The sequence below is a fragment of the Streptomyces cynarae genome (assembly GCF_025642135.1).
Lineage (GTDB): Bacteria > Actinomycetota > Actinomycetes > Streptomycetales > Streptomycetaceae > Streptomyces > Streptomyces cynarae.
The window spans coordinates 1535177-1548776 of sequence record NZ_CP106793.1; the positions used below are offsets into that span (position 1 = coordinate 1535177).

The following is a 13600-nucleotide window of genomic DNA, read 5'->3' on the forward strand; positions in this document are numbered from 1 at the left end:
CCACCCCAAGCGCAGGCAAAGCCCCGGTGATGGAACCGTCATGCCGGGACGCTACGCTGCCCTCCACCGCACTCGATCACCGGCTGCGCCCAGGACCTGGGGCACGCCCCGGCTCGGTGTGCCCGTCGTCACCCCCACGATCAGCTCTTGGACCACATCACGTCATGTCTTGGCTTGAATCCCTCATCCTCGGACTCGTCCAGGGGCTGACCGAGTTCCTTCCCGTCTCCTCCAGCGCGCATCTGCGGCTGACCGCGGCCTTCGCGGGCTGGGAGGACCCGGGGGCCGCCTTCACGGCGATCACGCAGATCGGCACGGAGTCCGCGGTGCTGATCTACTTCCGCAAGGACATCGCGAACATTCTCTCCGCCTGGTTCCGGTCCCTGTTCGACAAGACGATGCGGCAGCACCCGGACGCGCGGACGGGCTGGCTGGTGATCGTGGGTTCCATACCCATCGGTGTGCTCGGAGTGACCCTCAAGGACCAGATCGAGGGCCCGTTCCGCGATCTTCGCGTGACCGCGACGATGCTGGTCGTCATGGGCGTGATCCTCGGCATCGCGGACCGCCTGGCGGCACGCGACGAGACCGGCGGCCGGCACCGGGCGCCCAAGCAGCGCAAGACACTTCAGGACCTCAGCGTCAGGGACGGCCTGACGTACGGCGTCTGCCAGGCGATGGCCCTGATCCCCGGCGTCTCCCGCTCCGGCGCCACGATCAGCGGCGGCCTCTTCCTCGGCTACCGGCGCGAGGCCGCCGCCCGCTATTCGTTCCTCCTGGCCGTTCCGGCCGTGCTGGCCTCGGGGGCGTTCGAGCTCAAGGACGCGGCGGAGGCAGGGCATGTCAGCTGGGGGCCGACGCTGTTCGCGACGGTGATCGCCTTCGTGTCGGGGTATGCGGTCATCGCATGGTTCATGAAGTTCATCTCGTCGAAGTCGTTCATGCCGTTCGTCTGGTACCGCATCGCGCTGGGCGTCGCGATCATCGCGCTGGTGGCCGCCGGGGTCCTGAGCCCGCATGCCGCGGAGTCCGCGGGCTGAAAAGGGGCACGTCCACAGCCTGGCGTGCACGGGGCAGTTCGCGCCACTGTTCGTCCGTGGCTGATCCACGGTGGCCCGGCATGGCAGAGTCATGCCATGTCCTCCTCGATGTCCGGCCGACGCGGCACGGTGACCGTCACGGCACTGTTCCTGCTCGCCGCCCTGTCCCTCGAGGCCTGCGGTCAGCAGCGGGCCGCGAGTTCGACGGCCGCAGCCGCCCCGAGCACGTCCCGTAGTTCCGCCCCGGACGCCGTGAGCACCTCCCGTAGTTCCGCTCCGGACGCCCCGAGCACGCCTCGGAGTTCCGCACCGGTCGCCACGAGCGTCCCGCCAGGTGCCGTCTCCGCCACGGGGGGAGCCCCGGCGTACGTGGAGCCGGGGGCAGGCGACGGCGCTCCGCACTACAACGAGAACAACGACCACCGCCGGCCGCACACCATGTCCCCCGCCGACGCCAAGGACGCGCAGCGGGAGGCGGATCGCATCGAGCCGGTGCTCAAGCGGCTGTGGGAGGAGAGGAAGTGGGACCCCGCGACGGTGCGCGCGGCACTCCTCCGGCTCGGCTACAAGGAGGAACGGACCGGGCCGAAGGGGGAGCGCCTCGGCGGGACGCTGACCGTCCGGGCGATGGACTCACGCTACGGGGACGGCCATTACGTCACGCCCGAGGGTGCGCTGGTCGGCCTTCGCGTCCATGACGACGCCTGCGTCACGGCGTTCGTGCAGAAGACCAACTACCAGGTGAGCACCAACGGCCCGTATCCGGAGACCGGATGCTTCGAGCCGCCCTTCGCCCACTGAGCCGGCCGGACGGCCACCGAGCCGGCGCCAAGGCGACAGAATCCCCCAATTCCCGAGCTCGCAAAGGACCGTGACCAACCACATACCGCACGCGTAGCCGTGCGGTAGCGCGCTGTCAGTCCCTGCCCCTAGGCTTGTTCGCATGTCCCCCGAATCCATGAGCCCTGGTTCCATGCGCTCTGCCGAGGACTTGAACGAGCAGATCCGCGCGCTGTGGATGCGTGCGGGCGGTTCCCTGTCGGCTGAGGAGCGCGCGGAGTACGAGCTGTTGGTCGTCGAGTGGGCGGCGGCGATACGCGGCGAGGTCATAGAGGCGGCCTGACGCGAGCCGCCGCCGCGCGGAGAGGGAACGGCGGTCGGCAGGTCACCGCCCGCCAGCCACCCTCAGCACGGCGCCCGTCGTGTACGAGGACTCCGGGGACATCAGCCAGGCGATCGCCGCAGCGATCTCCTCGGCGCTGCCGGCCCGGCGCAGCGGGATCGCCGCCGCCATCCGCCGGGGCCGGTCCGGGTCGCCCATCGCCGCGTGGATCTCGGTGTCGACCAGTCCGGGTGCCACCGCGTTGACGCGGATGCCGTCCGGTCCCAGTTCCTTGGAGAGGCCCATCGTCAGGGTGTCCACCGCGGCCTTGGACGCCGCGTAGTGGACGTACTCACCGGGACTTCCCAGCGTCGCCGCCCCCGACGACACGTTGACGATGACACCGCTCCCGCGTGTCGCCATCTCCCGCGCGGCGCGGCGCGAACACAGCAGCGTACCGAGGAGGTTGACCTCCACCACCCGGCGCAGAACGTCGGTGTCCGTGTCCGCGAGCCGGCCCAGCGGTCCCGTCACCCCGGCGTTGTTCACCAGACCCGTGACCGGTCCCAGGGCGTCGGCGGCCGTATCGAAGAGCCGGTCGACAGCGGCCTCGTCGGACGTGTCCACGCGCACGGTGACACACCGCGCCCCCGCCGCCCGTACGGCCTCGGCGGTCCGCTCCGCGGCCTCGGCGTTGCGCAGGTAGCCGAGCGCCACGTCGTGTCCGTCCGCTGCGAGCCGCACACAGGTGGCGGCACCGATCCCGCGGCTGCCGCCCGTGACCACCGTCACCGGACGCGTCATCTGTGGTCTCCCCTTCCCGAGCCCCAACGGAGTGGATCATCCTACGCTCGTCCCCGTACGCCCGAGTCCTACCTGTCTGGCGGTCAGTTCTGCGCAGGCTCCTCGCCTTTGACGGAGGAACAGACAGAGGGCCATCGGTATGCGCCTGGCGCGGCGTTTACACCCGACCGGCCCCGTCGGATCACACCTTGCGATCGTCCGATATGACAGTTATGTGCAGTGTCTATACGTTCGTCGCAGTTCGGCTGCCCGGCCGGCGTCTCTGCGACAGAAGGAAATGACATGCCCACGCGTACCTTCGCCGTGGCCGCCGCCCTAGTAGGCGCGACCGCCCTCGCCACCACCGGCATCACCTATGCCTCGGCAGCCGGACCCGACCGGCCCGCGCCGCCGCCAAGCCGCCGCCAAACCGGCCGTCGCGCACGTCCACCGGGCGGCCCCGCCCGCCCAGCACCCCGCCCCCGCGGCTCCGGCCCCCCAGGGCAAGACGAACGAGAAGCGCGACGAGGGGCGTGGCGGCGGCCACGAACGCGGAGAGGGCCGCGGCCGCGGGGAGGACCACGGCCACGAACGCCGACACGAGGGCAGGATCCAGTTCAACGAACGGACGTACCCCGCCGTCGAGGACGGCTGCATCGTCGCCGCGAGCGGGCTGGGCTCCAGCAGCTTCAGCATCTTCAACGACAGCGACAAGACCGTCGAGGTCTTCCGCGGGTTCACCTGTGACAACGGAGCCCCAGTCGCCGTCGTCGGCCCCCACGGCGACACCTTCGGGGTGGTGCCCCGCACCGTCCACGAGGGTTACGGCGACCAGGAGGACCACGAGGGCTTCGGCGGATTCGGCGGTTCCGGTGGCTACGGCGGCTTCGGAAGCCTGTTCCCGGACGACGGTGTCGCGGGCAGCTTCCGGGTGATCGGCCACCACGACGACGAGTGGTGACGACGCACCCCGGAATACCCGCCCGGCGGGCCCGCGCCCGAACCCGCCCCTGCACACCCCTTGGCTACGCCTCCCCCGTCCCCAAAACTGAGCCGATGACCCAGCGCGTGGAGCTCGCGACCGTGATGGACCGGCTGGCCGTCGACGGACTCGTCACCGAGTACGCGGCGGCCGTGGACGACGGGGACTGGGAGGCGTACCGGGGATTGTTCACGGGGGACGGGCGCGCCGACTACCGCTCGGCCGGCGGGATCGAGGGTGATGCCCGGCAGGTCGCCGGGTGGCTCGAGGAGACCATGCGGCTGTTCCCCATGCGTCAGCACCTGATCGTCAACCGGCGCATCCGGTTCGGCGTGCTGGAGCGGGACATCGGCGACACGGCCGGGGTGTGGGCCGACTACGTCAATCCGATGCGGTTCGCGAGCGGGGACGGCGACGGCGGGACGCCCGAACCGGACTTCGTCTGCGGCGGACGGTACGCATTCACGTTCCTGCGGACGGACGACGGCTGGCGGCTGCGCGCAGTGGTCGTCCAGGAGAAGTGGCGCCGCGCCCCGCGTCCGTCCACCTGATCGGTACCGCTGAGCAGTACCGCGCACGCCTCCGGGCGGGCCCCACGCGCCGCACACCTAGGCCCCCTGTCGAAGATTCCTCCGCGGCGCGCACACTGGAGACATGATCTGGGGAGGGAAGCGCCGCATCCGGAGGCTCGACGACTGGCTCGCCTCCCGGTGGTGGCGCGGTGCCGCGGCCGTGATCGCCGGTGCGCTGCCGATGCTCACCTTCCCGGCGCCGTCCTGGTGGTGGTTCGCGTACGTCTGCCTGGTCCCGTGGATCCTGCTCGTGCGCACGGCCCCGACCGGCAAGCGGGCCGCGTGCGACGGCTGGCTCGGCGGCTTCGGCTTCATGACGGCCGTGCACCACTGGCTGCTGCCGAACCTGAACGTGTTCACGTTCGTCATCGCGGCACTGCTCGGGGCGCTGTGGGCGCCCTGGGGCTGGCTGGTGCGCCGGTTCCTGGCCGGGGTTCCCTCGCCGGGGCGGGTCTGCGCCGCCCTGGTCGTCCTGCCGTCGGGCTGGCTGACGGTGGAGCTGGTCCGCTCCTGGCAGGGGCTCGGCGGCCCCTGGGGGCTGCTGGGGTCCAGCCAGTGGCAGGTGGAGCCCGCACTGCGGCTCGCCTCCATCGGCGGGGTGTGGCTGTTGAGCTTCCTGGTCGTGGCCGTCAACGTCGCCCTGGCGCTGCTGACGTCCGTGCGCGCGTCGCGCGTGCCGGCCCTGGCGGGGCTCGTCGCGACGGCCGCTGTGACCTCGGCTGCCTGGGCCTGGTCGCCGCGGCCCGACGTCGACGGACGGGTGCGGATCGCGGTCGTGCAGCCCGGGATCGTGGACGGCACCGACAGCGGCATGAAACGCTTCGACCTTCAGGAGCGGCTGACCCGCGAACTCGCCGGGCAGGATGTGGACCTGGTCGTCTGGGGCGAGAGCAGCGTCGGCTACGACCTCGGGCAGCGGCCCGACCTGGCCCGCCGGATCGCGGCGCTGTCCCGGCAGGTGAAGGCCGACGTCCTCGTCAACGTCGACGCCCGCCGCTCCGACCACCCCGGCATCTACAAGAGTTCCGTGCTCATCGGCCCGGACGGCCCGACCGGCGACCGCTACGACAAGATGCGGCTCGTCCCGTTCGGCGAGTACATACCGGCGCGGTCGGTTCTCGGCTGGGCCACCTCGGTCGGCAAGGCGGCCGGTGAGGACCGCAGGCGCGGCACCGAGCAGGTGGTGATGAACGTGGGGCACGGGCTGCGCGTCGGCCCGATGGTCTGCTTCGAGTCCGCCTTCCCGGACATGAGCCGCCATCTCGCCGAGGACGGCGCCGACGTGCTGCTCGCCCAGTCGTCGACGTCGACCTTCCAGCACAGCTGGGCACCGGAGCAGCACGCTTCGCTGGCCGCGCTGCGCGCCGCCGAGACCGGTCGCCCGATGGTGCACGCCACGCTGACCGGGGTCTCCGCCGTCTACGGTCCGAGCGGCGAGCGGATCGGCTCCTGGCTCGGCACCGACCGGAGCACGTCGGCGGTCTACGAGGTGCCGACCGCCCACGGCGTCACCCCGTACGTCCGCTTCGGCGACTGGCCGGTGCACGGCGCCCTGCTGGTGATCGCGGGGCTGGGTGTGGCCGAGGGGCTCCGGGCGCTCAGGGCGCGACGGCGCGTTCCCGCACCGCGGTCACGACCCGCTCGCACAACTCGTGTGTCGCCAGTGCGTCATTGGCGCTGAGCACCTTGCCGGCGCGGACGGCGTCGAGGAAGGCGAGCGCGGCCTGCTCGATGCCGCGTTGCCGGGCCACCGGCACCCAGTCGCCGCGCCGGCGCACGGTCGGCTGGCCCTTGTGGTCGACGATCTCGGCGAGGTTGAGCACCTGCCGCTTGGAGTCCTGCCCGGAGACCTCCAGGATCTCCTCGGCGGAACCGCTCAGCCGGTTCATCACGCCGAGCGCGGTGAATCCGTCACCGGACAGCTGGAGCACCACGTGGTGCAGCAGTCCGCCCTCGACGCGGCCCCGCACGGTCACGTCGTCGACCGTGCCGGGGACCAGGAACCGCAGTGTGTCGACGACGTGGATGAAGTCGTCGAGGATCATCTTGCGCGGCTCCTCGGGCAGTCCGACGCGGTTCTTCTGCATCAGGACGAGGTCACGCGGGTGGTCGGCGCACTGCACGTATCCGGGTGCGTGACGCCGGTTGAAGCCGACCGCGAGGCTGATGTTCCGCTCCTCCGCGAGCCGTACCAGCCGCTCGGAGTCGGCGAGTTCGTAGGCGAGCGGCTTGTCGACGTACGTCGGTATTCCCGCCTTGAGGAGCCGGGTGACGATCTCGGGGTGGGTGGTGGTGGGCGTGTGCACGAACGCCGCGTCGAGGTCCTGTGCGAGCAGCGCGTCCAGATCGGCATGCCTCTGCCCGAGCGGGAGGTGGAGGCTGTCGCCGACGCGGTGGAGGGTGGCGGGGGTGCGTGTCTGGAGGTGCAGGTCGAGCCCGGGCTGCAGGGCGAGCACCGGCAGATAGGCCTTTTGCGCGATGTCGCCGAGTCCGATGCAGCCGACCTTCACGGGGTACTCCTAGGAATTGCCGACGATGCCTGGTCCGCAGCATACGGCTGCTGCGGTGGCCGCCAGTCGGCGATGCCTTCGAAGCCGCGCAGGAGCAGCGCGGGTGATGCCTTCGACAGCGCGGCGATCGCGGCGTCGCGTACGGCGGTCCCGACGCGGCCGCTCATCATGTTCAGGCGGGCGGCCCGGACGGCCCGGCGGGTGACGGCGGTCGTCCGGGGCAGCCGGACGGCCGTGTACGCGGCTAGTGCCGCGCCAGGCAACGTTTGCCCGTCAAGGAGCGGCGTCCGGTGCGTGCTCTGGGGGTACCCCCTGCTCGAAGAGCTTGGGGGAGTGCCGGCCGGAAGTCCTCGTACTGGATGTACTTGGGCTTTCGGCCGGTGCGTGCTCTGGGGGTACCCCCTGCTCGAAGAGCTTGGGGGAGCGTGCCGGCGTCGCGACGGGGCGAACGTTGCCTGTTGCGGCACTAGGTCGTCGCAGTGGTGGGCGAGCACGATCGCGTCCTCGATGGCCTGGTTGCCGCCCTGACCCAGCGTCGGTGGCATGGCGTGCGCGGCATCGCCGAGAAGGGCGACCCTGCCGCGGTGGTGGGCGGGCAGCGGCTCGGCGAGGTGGTGGACGTCGTGGCGCAGCACGTCCTCGGGGCGGGCGGCGGCGAGGACGGCGGGGATCGGGTCGTGCCAGTCGCCGAACCGCCGCAGGAGTTCGGCCTTCTCGTCGTCGGACGCGCGCTGCCCGGCGGGCACGACGGCCGCCGCGTAGGCGTAGACCCGGCCGTCCTTGAGCGGATGGGTGCCCCAGATGCGGCCTCGGCCCCAGGTCTCGTGCGAGGCGAAGGCGGGTCCGGGCACGGGGATCATGACGCGCCAGGTGGTGAATCCGGAGTAGACGGGCCCCGGATGGTGCGGGAACAGTGTCCGTCGTACGCCGGAGTGGATGCCGTCGGCGGCCACGACCAGTTCTGCCTCAAGGTCTCCGTCGGAGGTGGTGACCCGGGCCGGGCGGTCCGTGTCGCCGGGGTCGGCGAGGCTAGCGGCGGCGGCCGTGCGGATGGCGTCCGGCGGCAGCAGGGCGGCCAGGCCGTCGATGAGGGTGGCCCGGGGCAGCAGGACGAGCGGTCCGCCGAAGCGCTCGGCCGCGGCAGCTGCGCCGGTCCGGGTGAGCCAGCGTCCGCCGGGGTGCGCAGCCCGCCGTCACCCTGCCAGGCGGCGAGGTCGCGGAGCGCGTGGCCGATGCCGATGACGTCCAGTGCGCGCAGGGCGTTCGGGGCGAGGGAGATGGCCGCGCCGACCGGCTCGAGGGAAGGAGCGCGCTCCAGCACGGTGACCCGGAGCCCGCGCAGGTGCAGGGCCGCGGCCGCGGTGAGGCCACCGATGCCGCCGCCGATCACGATTGCCCGCGACTGCTGTGCCATGGCTGCTCCTCAAGTCCCACGATGCTCCGGCGGGTCCACTACAGGAGTAGTGACCGAGCGTGTCGAGCGTACTACAGGAGTAGTGCGACCGGTAGGTTGACCTTCATGTCCGCACGCACCACGGGCGCCCCTCGCGCCGACCTCGTCGCCGACACCGCGCTCGCCCTGCTCGCCGAGCGCGGGATGCGGGGACTGACCCACCGGGCCGTCGACGAGGCGGCGGAGCTGCCCCAGGGCTCGACCTCGAACGTCGCCCGGACCCGGCTGGCGCTCCTGGAACTCGCGGTGCGCCGCCTCGCGGAGCGGGAGACCCGGGTGCTCGCCCCGGAGGAGATGCCCGATCTCGAGGACGAACTCGGCGCGCTGGTGGACGGCCTGGCCCTGGCGGCCCACCGTTCCCTCACGCGCAACCGGGATCTCACGCTCGCCCGGTACGAACTGGCCCTGGAGGCCACCCGGCGGCCCGAGTTGCGGCGGTACTTCGACGCGGCCGGAGCCCGCTTCCGCGACCAGCTCGCCGCTCTGCTGACGGCTCTCGGCTCGCCCGACCCGGCACGGCACATGCTGTCGCTGGTGGCCTGGCTGGACGGGCTGATGTTCTCGTGCGTGGCCGGGACCTTCACCGCCGAGGTGCCGCCCCTGGACGAGGTCCGCGCCGGGCTGCGGGAACTGCTCGACGGGATGCTCGGCGGCTGACCCGGCCGGCCCGGCGGAAATGCGATGGTGGGAGGCGCTCGGGCCGGGTGAGGATGGGGACATGACTGCCGAACGCCGTGAACCCGCCCTGAACGCCGACGAGCGCACCATGCTGGAAGGCTGGCTCGACTACCACCGCCACACGCTCGCCTGGAAGTGCGAGGGCCTGACCGACGCCCAGCTCAGGACCGCCTCGGTGGAGCCGTCCGAGCTCTCTCTGATGGGGCTCGTACGGCACATGGCGGAGGTGGAGCGGGGCTGGTTCCGCAAGGTCCTGGTGGGCGACGACCCGGGACCGATCTACTACAGCGACGAGGACAAGGACGGAGAGTTCCACCTCACCGAGGCCGACACCTGGCAGGAGGCGTACGCCACCTGGCAGACCGAGGTCGAGATCGCCCGGCGCAATGCGGCCGGCTTCGGCCTGGACGACCTCTCGCGGGGCACCAGCAGGTTCACCGAGGAACGCTTCAGCCTGCGCTGGATCTACACCCACATGATCGAGGAGTACGCCCGCCACAACGGCCACGCCGACCTGATCCGCGAGCGCATCGACGGCGCCACCGGCGAATGACGTCACCCCGGGCGGGCGCGGGGCACTCCGTACGGGGCCTCGGATCACCCGTGCGGGGCATCCTGCGCCCGTCCGCTCCCCAAAGCGGCGCCGACACAGCAGAGTTGCGCGCGTGCACCGAACGACGACGACCGCAACGCTCCTGGTCTCCGTGGCCGTCTCGGCCCTCGCCGGCTGTGTGACCGTCCAGCGACCGCCGAATCCCGGCCCGCCGCCCGCTTCCTCGCGTCCCTCATCGCCACGCCCCGACGGCAGCGGGGAACCACGCGTCGTCCAGGCGCCGGCGCGGGAGGCGCTGGAGATGGTCGGCCCCTCCCCCCGCCCGTCGCCGCCCCCGGCCGCCCCGGAGCACGCGACCCGTCCGGCGCAGGCCGCGCCGCACCGCACCGCGGCGGCCACGCCCCCGCAGCAGACCCGCCCGGCTCCCCACGTCGAGGTACCGCCGGCCGTCTCCAACGCGTTCCCCAAGGACACGGGCGTGTGCGCGCTCGGCCGCAGGTACGGGGGATGGCAGCCGGACAGCCCCGAGGCGACCATCTGCCGGGACACATACGGGCGTTGAGCTCCGGGCCTCACCGTCGAATTCGCGCCTGCCGCGCGACGCCTGGCACGCCCTCCCCCATCGCCTCAAGGGCGTGGGGGACCCCAGCCGCGTTGTCGTCGGCCGCCGACTCCCCAGGCTCGAACGAGTTCGCGCGGGGCACCCCCGTCGCACCGCGCGCCCGCCGCCTCCGCGTGGACGACGGGAATGTGGTGGCAGGGCCTACGAGCGCTGTCTCGGCGGCCCCGGAGTCCCGTCTCCCGGGCCGTCCCTGGGAACGGGTCCGGGTCTGCCGGACGGCGGTTCCTCCGCCTCCTCTGCCGCGAGCCGTCGCTCCAGGCGGCCGATCGCCGCTCTGATGCCCTCGCCGTAGCCGTCGTCGCCCAGAGCGCCGACCGCGGCCCGGGCCAGGCGCAGATGGGCGCGGGCGTCCTCGCGACGGCCGAGCTTGACGTAGTCGGCGGCCAGGTTCAGCTGGAGCGAGGGGTACAACGCGTGTGCCGCGAGAGCGCCCTCGTGGTCGGCGAGGCGCTCGTCGGTCAGCTCCTCGGCGGCCGACAGCGCTCTGAGGTCCCAGGCGAGCTCGTCGGCCGGGTCGTCCTGGGTGTCCGCCATGTAGTGCGCCAGAGTGCAGCGGTGCAGTGGGTCGCCGTCCTCGCCGATCTCCGCCCACAGCCCCAGGAAGCGGTCCCTGGCCTCCTCGCGGTCGCCGGCGTGGTGCAGCATGACGACCTGTCCGATGCGGGTCATGACGGCGTCCGGCGCCGCCTGTTCCTGTCGCTTCGCCACCGCGCCCTCCATGCTCGTCACCGTCATCACGACGCTAACCGCCACCACGGACAATGAGGCTCAGGCAGCTCCGTACGGCACTGGGCCAAGCCGGTGACGACAGGGCCGGCCGACGACGGCGACCGGCCGCACGCGGAGGACCCCCCATGTCCTCCGCGGACGCGCGGCCGTGCCGCCCCGCCTCTCCGGGTGTCAGCCCAGGTTCGGGATCGTCCAGTCGATCGGCTCGTGTCCCTGCCGGGCCACCGCCTCGTTGATCTGAGTGAACGGACGGGAACCGAAGAACTTCTTCGCCGACAGCGGCGAGGGGTGCGCGCCCTTGACCACCGCATGCCGCGTCTCGTCGATCAGCGGCAGCTTCTTCTGCGCGTAGTTGCCCCACAGCACGAACACCGCCGGGTCGGGCCGTCCGGCCACGGCACGGATCACCGCGTCGGTGAACTTCTCCCAGCCCCTGCCCTTGTGCGAGTTCGCCTCGCCGCCGCGCACCGTCAGCACCGCGTTCAGCAGCAGCACGCCCTGCTGGGCCCACGGCATCAGATAGCCGTTGTCCGGGATCGGCGTGCCCAGCTCCTCGTGCATCTCCTTGTAGATGTTGCGCAGCGAGGGCGGGATCTTGACCCCGGGCCGGACGGAGAAGCACAGGCCGTGGCCCTGGCCCTCGCCGTGGTACGGGTCCTGGCCGAGGACGAGCACCTTCACCTTCTCGTACGGCGTGGCGTCCAGCGCGGCGAAGACCTCCTCGCGCGGAGGGTAGACGGGACCCTTGGCACGCTCGTCCTCGACGAACTCCACGAGCTCCTTGAAGTAGGGCTGCTGCAGTTCGTCGCCCAGAACGCCCCGCCAGGACTCCGGCAGCATGGCGATGTCGGTCACGTCAACTTCCTCCGATGTGCGGTCACTTCCAGGTACGGAACCTACAGGCGACCACTGACAACCGGCATGCGGCCCCCGCCCCGGGGTCGCGCTACCAGCTGGTCTTCCGGTACAGCTCCCACATCATCATGATCGTCGACGGGTCCAGCGCCCGCTCCCCGCCGGAGATGTCCTCGCTCGCCGCCAGGAACTGCTTGCCCTGCCACAGCGGCAGCAGCCGGGCGTCGTTCACCAGGATCTGCTGGGCCTGCTGGAACTCCTTGACCACGTTGGCGCGGTCGCTCTCGCGCCGCGACTGCGGCAGCAGCACCTTGCTGATCTCCGGCGACGGATAGGGCGTGCCCAGCGCGTTCTGCTCGCCGACGAACGGCGCGATGTAGTTGTCGGGGTCCGGGAAGTCGGGGAACCACCCCCGGCCGAACACCGGGTACTCGCCCTTCTGGTAGCCGTCCACATAGGTCTTCCAGGGGCGGCTCTTGAGGGTGACCTGGAACAGGCCGGAATTCTCGAGCTGTTGCTTGAGCGCCTGGAACTCCGGGCCCGTCTCGGAGCCGTACCGGTCGGTGGTGTACCACAGGGTCAGCGGGACCCTCTGGGTGATGCCCGCCGCTGTGAGGATCTTGCGGGCCTTGGCGGTGCTGGGGTCCCCGTAGTCGTCGAAGAAGGGCGTGGTGTGCCCGGTCAGTCCCGCCGGGACCATGGAGTAGAGGGGTTCGACGGTGTCCTTGTAGACGTTGTGGGCGATCGCGGCCCGGTCCACCACCTGGGCGACGGCCTTGCGGACGGCGAGCTTGCCGGCCCAGGGGTCCTTCGGGTTGAACACCAGGTAGCTGATCTCGATGCCGGGGTTCTCGACGAGCTGGATGCCGCCCGAGGACTCGTGGCGCTGGAGGGCCACGATGTCGGAGGAGGCGAGCCCCCGGTAGGTGATGTCGATCTTGTGGTTCTTGAGGGCGTCGACCATGCCGGCGGAGTCCTGGAAGTACCGGATGGTGACGGCGTCGTTCTTGCGGTCGGCGTAGCCCTCGTAGCGGCCGTTCCGGGTGAGCCGGGCCTCCTTGCCCTCCTCGTAGGACCGCAGCGTGTACGGCCCCGACCCGCTGATCCCGCCGTCCTCGCGCACCCGCGTGGCGGGGTAGTCGGCCGGGTCGACGATCGACATTGCCGGGGTCGCGAGGACGAACGGGAAGGTGGCGTCCGGTTCGTTCAGGTGGAAGACGACCTCACGGTCGCCCCGCACCTCGACCCGCTGGAGGCTGCCGAGCAGGCCCGCCGGGCCGCCGGACACATTGATCCGCTTGATCCGGTCGATCGAGTACTTCACGGACCGGGCGTCGAGCTTGTCCCCGTTGGAGAACGTCAGCCCCTTGCGCAGGACGCAGCGGTAGAGGAGGTTCGTCCGGTCGGTGAACCCGCAGCTCTCGGCGGCGTCGGGTCCCGGCAGCACCGCGCCGTCGGGGTAGTTCAGCAGGGTCTGGTAGACGTTGCGGAACAGCTCCCAGGAGCTGTCCCAGGACGCGGCGGGATCGAGGGTGCTCGGCGCGCTGGTGGTGCCCACGACGATCGGCCCCTTGTCGTCGGAGGACTGCGAGGAGAGGGCACCGCAGCCGGCCACCAGGGACAGGGACGTGATCGCCGCCAGCCGACGCAGACGGTTCCGGTTGAACACGCGCACACTCCTCGATCTGCCGTACCAGGGGTCGGCGGCAGACCATACCGCA

Annotated in this window: 16 protein-coding genes; 9 read left to right on the top strand and 7 right to left on the bottom strand. The window is 71.5% G+C overall.

Going from position 1 to position 13600, the window contains the following annotated elements:
- The first annotated feature begins 164 nt into the window (after positions 1–164).
- The 3 genes from N8I84_RS07265 (at position 165) to N8I84_RS07275 (ending at position 2163) form a co-directional block, all read left to right on the top strand.
- The gene (locus N8I84_RS07265) at positions 165–1040 is read left to right on the top strand and encodes an undecaprenyl-diphosphate phosphatase (protein WP_263228785.1); all 876 of its coding nucleotides are present in this window, start codon (positions 165–167) and stop codon (positions 1038–1040) included.
- Positions 1041–1136: 96 nt separating this feature from the next.
- Positions 1137–1841, top strand: a complete 705-nt coding sequence (locus N8I84_RS07270) for a hypothetical protein (protein WP_263228786.1) — start codon at positions 1137–1139, stop codon at positions 1839–1841.
- Positions 1842–1983: 142 nt separating this feature from the next.
- Entirely contained in the window at positions 1984–2163 is a 180-nt protein-coding gene (locus tag N8I84_RS07275; RefSeq protein WP_263228787.1) for a hypothetical protein, read from the top strand.
- 42 nt (positions 2164–2205) lie between these two features.
- Here the strand turns inward: N8I84_RS07275 and N8I84_RS07280 are convergent, their stop codons facing one another.
- Positions 2206–2946 (bottom strand): glucose 1-dehydrogenase, encoded by a 741-nt coding sequence (locus N8I84_RS07280; RefSeq protein WP_263228788.1) that lies wholly within the window; start codon positions 2944–2946, stop codon positions 2206–2208.
- Positions 2947–3301: 355 nt separating this feature from the next.
- Between N8I84_RS07280 and N8I84_RS07285 the strand changes: the two genes are divergently transcribed.
- The 3 genes from N8I84_RS07285 to lnt all read left to right on the top strand — a co-directional run bounded on the left by N8I84_RS07285 (position 3302) and on the right by lnt (position 6160).
- A complete protein-coding gene (locus N8I84_RS07285; RefSeq protein WP_263228789.1) occupies positions 3302–3886 on the top strand; it encodes a hypothetical protein in 585 nt (194 codons plus the stop codon).
- Between the two features lie 95 nt (positions 3887–3981).
- Positions 3982–4458: a nuclear transport factor 2 family protein gene (locus N8I84_RS07290; RefSeq protein WP_200423504.1), complete on the top strand. Its 477-nt coding sequence runs from the start codon at positions 3982–3984 to the stop codon at positions 4456–4458.
- 103 nt (positions 4459–4561) lie between these two features.
- Entirely contained in the window at positions 4562–6160 is a 1599-nt protein-coding gene (gene lnt / locus N8I84_RS07295; RefSeq protein WP_390898864.1) for an apolipoprotein N-acyltransferase, read from the top strand.
- On the opposite strand, the gene N8I84_RS07300 is transcribed toward lnt, so the two are convergent.
- The 3 genes from N8I84_RS07300 to N8I84_RS07310 are packed head-to-tail and all read right to left on the bottom strand — an operon-like array spanning position 6078 to position 8403.
- Entirely contained in the window at positions 6078–6989 is a 912-nt protein-coding gene (locus tag N8I84_RS07300) for a Gfo/Idh/MocA family protein (RefSeq protein WP_263228790.1), read from the bottom strand. The genes lnt and N8I84_RS07300 overlap by 83 nt on opposite strands.
- Positions 6986–7942, bottom strand: coding sequence for an FAD-dependent monooxygenase (locus N8I84_RS07305; protein WP_263228791.1), 957 nt, complete (start codon positions 7940–7942; stop codon positions 6986–6988). Before N8I84_RS07305 ends, N8I84_RS07300 begins: the two co-directional genes overlap by 4 nt.
- Positions 7846–8403, bottom strand: a complete 558-nt coding sequence (locus N8I84_RS07310) for an NAD(P)-binding protein (RefSeq protein WP_263228792.1) — start codon at positions 8401–8403, stop codon at positions 7846–7848. Before N8I84_RS07310 ends, N8I84_RS07305 begins: the two co-directional genes overlap by 97 nt.
- A 105-nt stretch (positions 8404–8508) precedes the next feature.
- On the opposite strand from N8I84_RS07310, the gene N8I84_RS07315 reads away from it, so the two are divergent.
- From N8I84_RS07315 to N8I84_RS07325, 3 genes are all read left to right on the top strand, one after another.
- Positions 8509–9099 (top strand): TetR/AcrR family transcriptional regulator, encoded by a 591-nt coding sequence (locus N8I84_RS07315; RefSeq protein WP_263228793.1) that lies wholly within the window; start codon positions 8509–8511, stop codon positions 9097–9099.
- Positions 9100–9160: 61 nt separating this feature from the next.
- Positions 9161–9673 (top strand): DinB family protein, encoded by a 513-nt coding sequence (locus N8I84_RS07320; RefSeq protein ID WP_263228794.1) that lies wholly within the window; start codon positions 9161–9163, stop codon positions 9671–9673.
- Positions 9674–9785: 112 nt separating this feature from the next.
- A complete protein-coding gene (locus tag N8I84_RS07325) occupies positions 9786–10235 on the top strand; it encodes a hypothetical protein (protein ID WP_263228795.1) in 450 nt (149 codons plus the stop codon).
- Between the two features lie 201 nt (positions 10236–10436).
- Here N8I84_RS07325 and N8I84_RS07330 read toward each other — a convergent pair whose 3' ends face one another.
- The 3 genes from N8I84_RS07330 to N8I84_RS07340 form a co-directional block, all read right to left on the bottom strand.
- Complete coding sequence (locus tag N8I84_RS07330) at positions 10437–11003, bottom strand: hypothetical protein (protein WP_263228796.1); 567 nt, start codon at positions 11001–11003, stop codon at positions 10437–10439.
- Between the two features lie 192 nt (positions 11004–11195).
- Positions 11196–11879, bottom strand: coding sequence for a uracil-DNA glycosylase (ung, locus tag N8I84_RS07335; RefSeq protein WP_200423510.1), 684 nt, complete (start codon positions 11877–11879; stop codon positions 11196–11198).
- Positions 11880–11970: 91 nt separating this feature from the next.
- Positions 11971–13554 carry an ABC transporter substrate-binding protein gene (locus N8I84_RS07340; protein WP_263228797.1) on the bottom strand — a complete coding sequence of 528 codons (1584 nt, stop codon included), beginning with the start codon at positions 13552–13554 and terminating at the stop codon, positions 11971–11973.
- Positions 13555–13600: the final 46 nt, after the last annotated feature.

What these genes read in the sequence shown, in the direction of transcription:
- N8I84_RS07265 (WP_263228785.1), top strand. Translation starts at nt 165, where the DNA reads ATGTCTTGGCTTGAATCCCTCATCCTCGGACTCGTCCAGGGGCTGACC.
- N8I84_RS07270 (WP_263228786.1), top strand. Translation starts at nt 1,137, where the DNA reads ATGTCCTCCTCGATGTCCGGCCGACGCGGCACGGTGACCGTCACGGCA.
- N8I84_RS07275 (WP_263228787.1), top strand. Translation starts at nt 1,984, where the DNA reads ATGTCCCCCGAATCCATGAGCCCTGGTTCCATGCGCTCTGCCGAGGAC.
- N8I84_RS07280 (WP_263228788.1), bottom strand. Translation starts at nt 2,946, where the DNA reads ATGACGCGTCCGGTGACGGTGGTCACGGGCGGCAGCCGCGGGATCGGT.
- N8I84_RS07285 (WP_263228789.1), top strand. Translation starts at nt 3,302, where the DNA reads ATGCCTCGGCAGCCGGACCCGACCGGCCCGCGCCGCCGCCAAGCCGCC.
- N8I84_RS07290 (WP_200423504.1), top strand. Translation starts at nt 3,982, where the DNA reads ATGACCCAGCGCGTGGAGCTCGCGACCGTGATGGACCGGCTGGCCGTC.
- lnt (WP_390898864.1), top strand. Translation starts at nt 4,562, where the DNA reads ATGATCTGGGGAGGGAAGCGCCGCATCCGGAGGCTCGACGACTGGCTC.
- N8I84_RS07310 (WP_263228792.1), bottom strand. Translation starts at nt 8,403, where the DNA reads ATGGCACAGCAGTCGCGGGCAATCGTGATCGGCGGCGGCATCGGTGGC.
- N8I84_RS07315 (WP_263228793.1), top strand. Translation starts at nt 8,509, where the DNA reads ATGTCCGCACGCACCACGGGCGCCCCTCGCGCCGACCTCGTCGCCGAC.
- N8I84_RS07320 (WP_263228794.1), top strand. Translation starts at nt 9,161, where the DNA reads ATGACTGCCGAACGCCGTGAACCCGCCCTGAACGCCGACGAGCGCACC.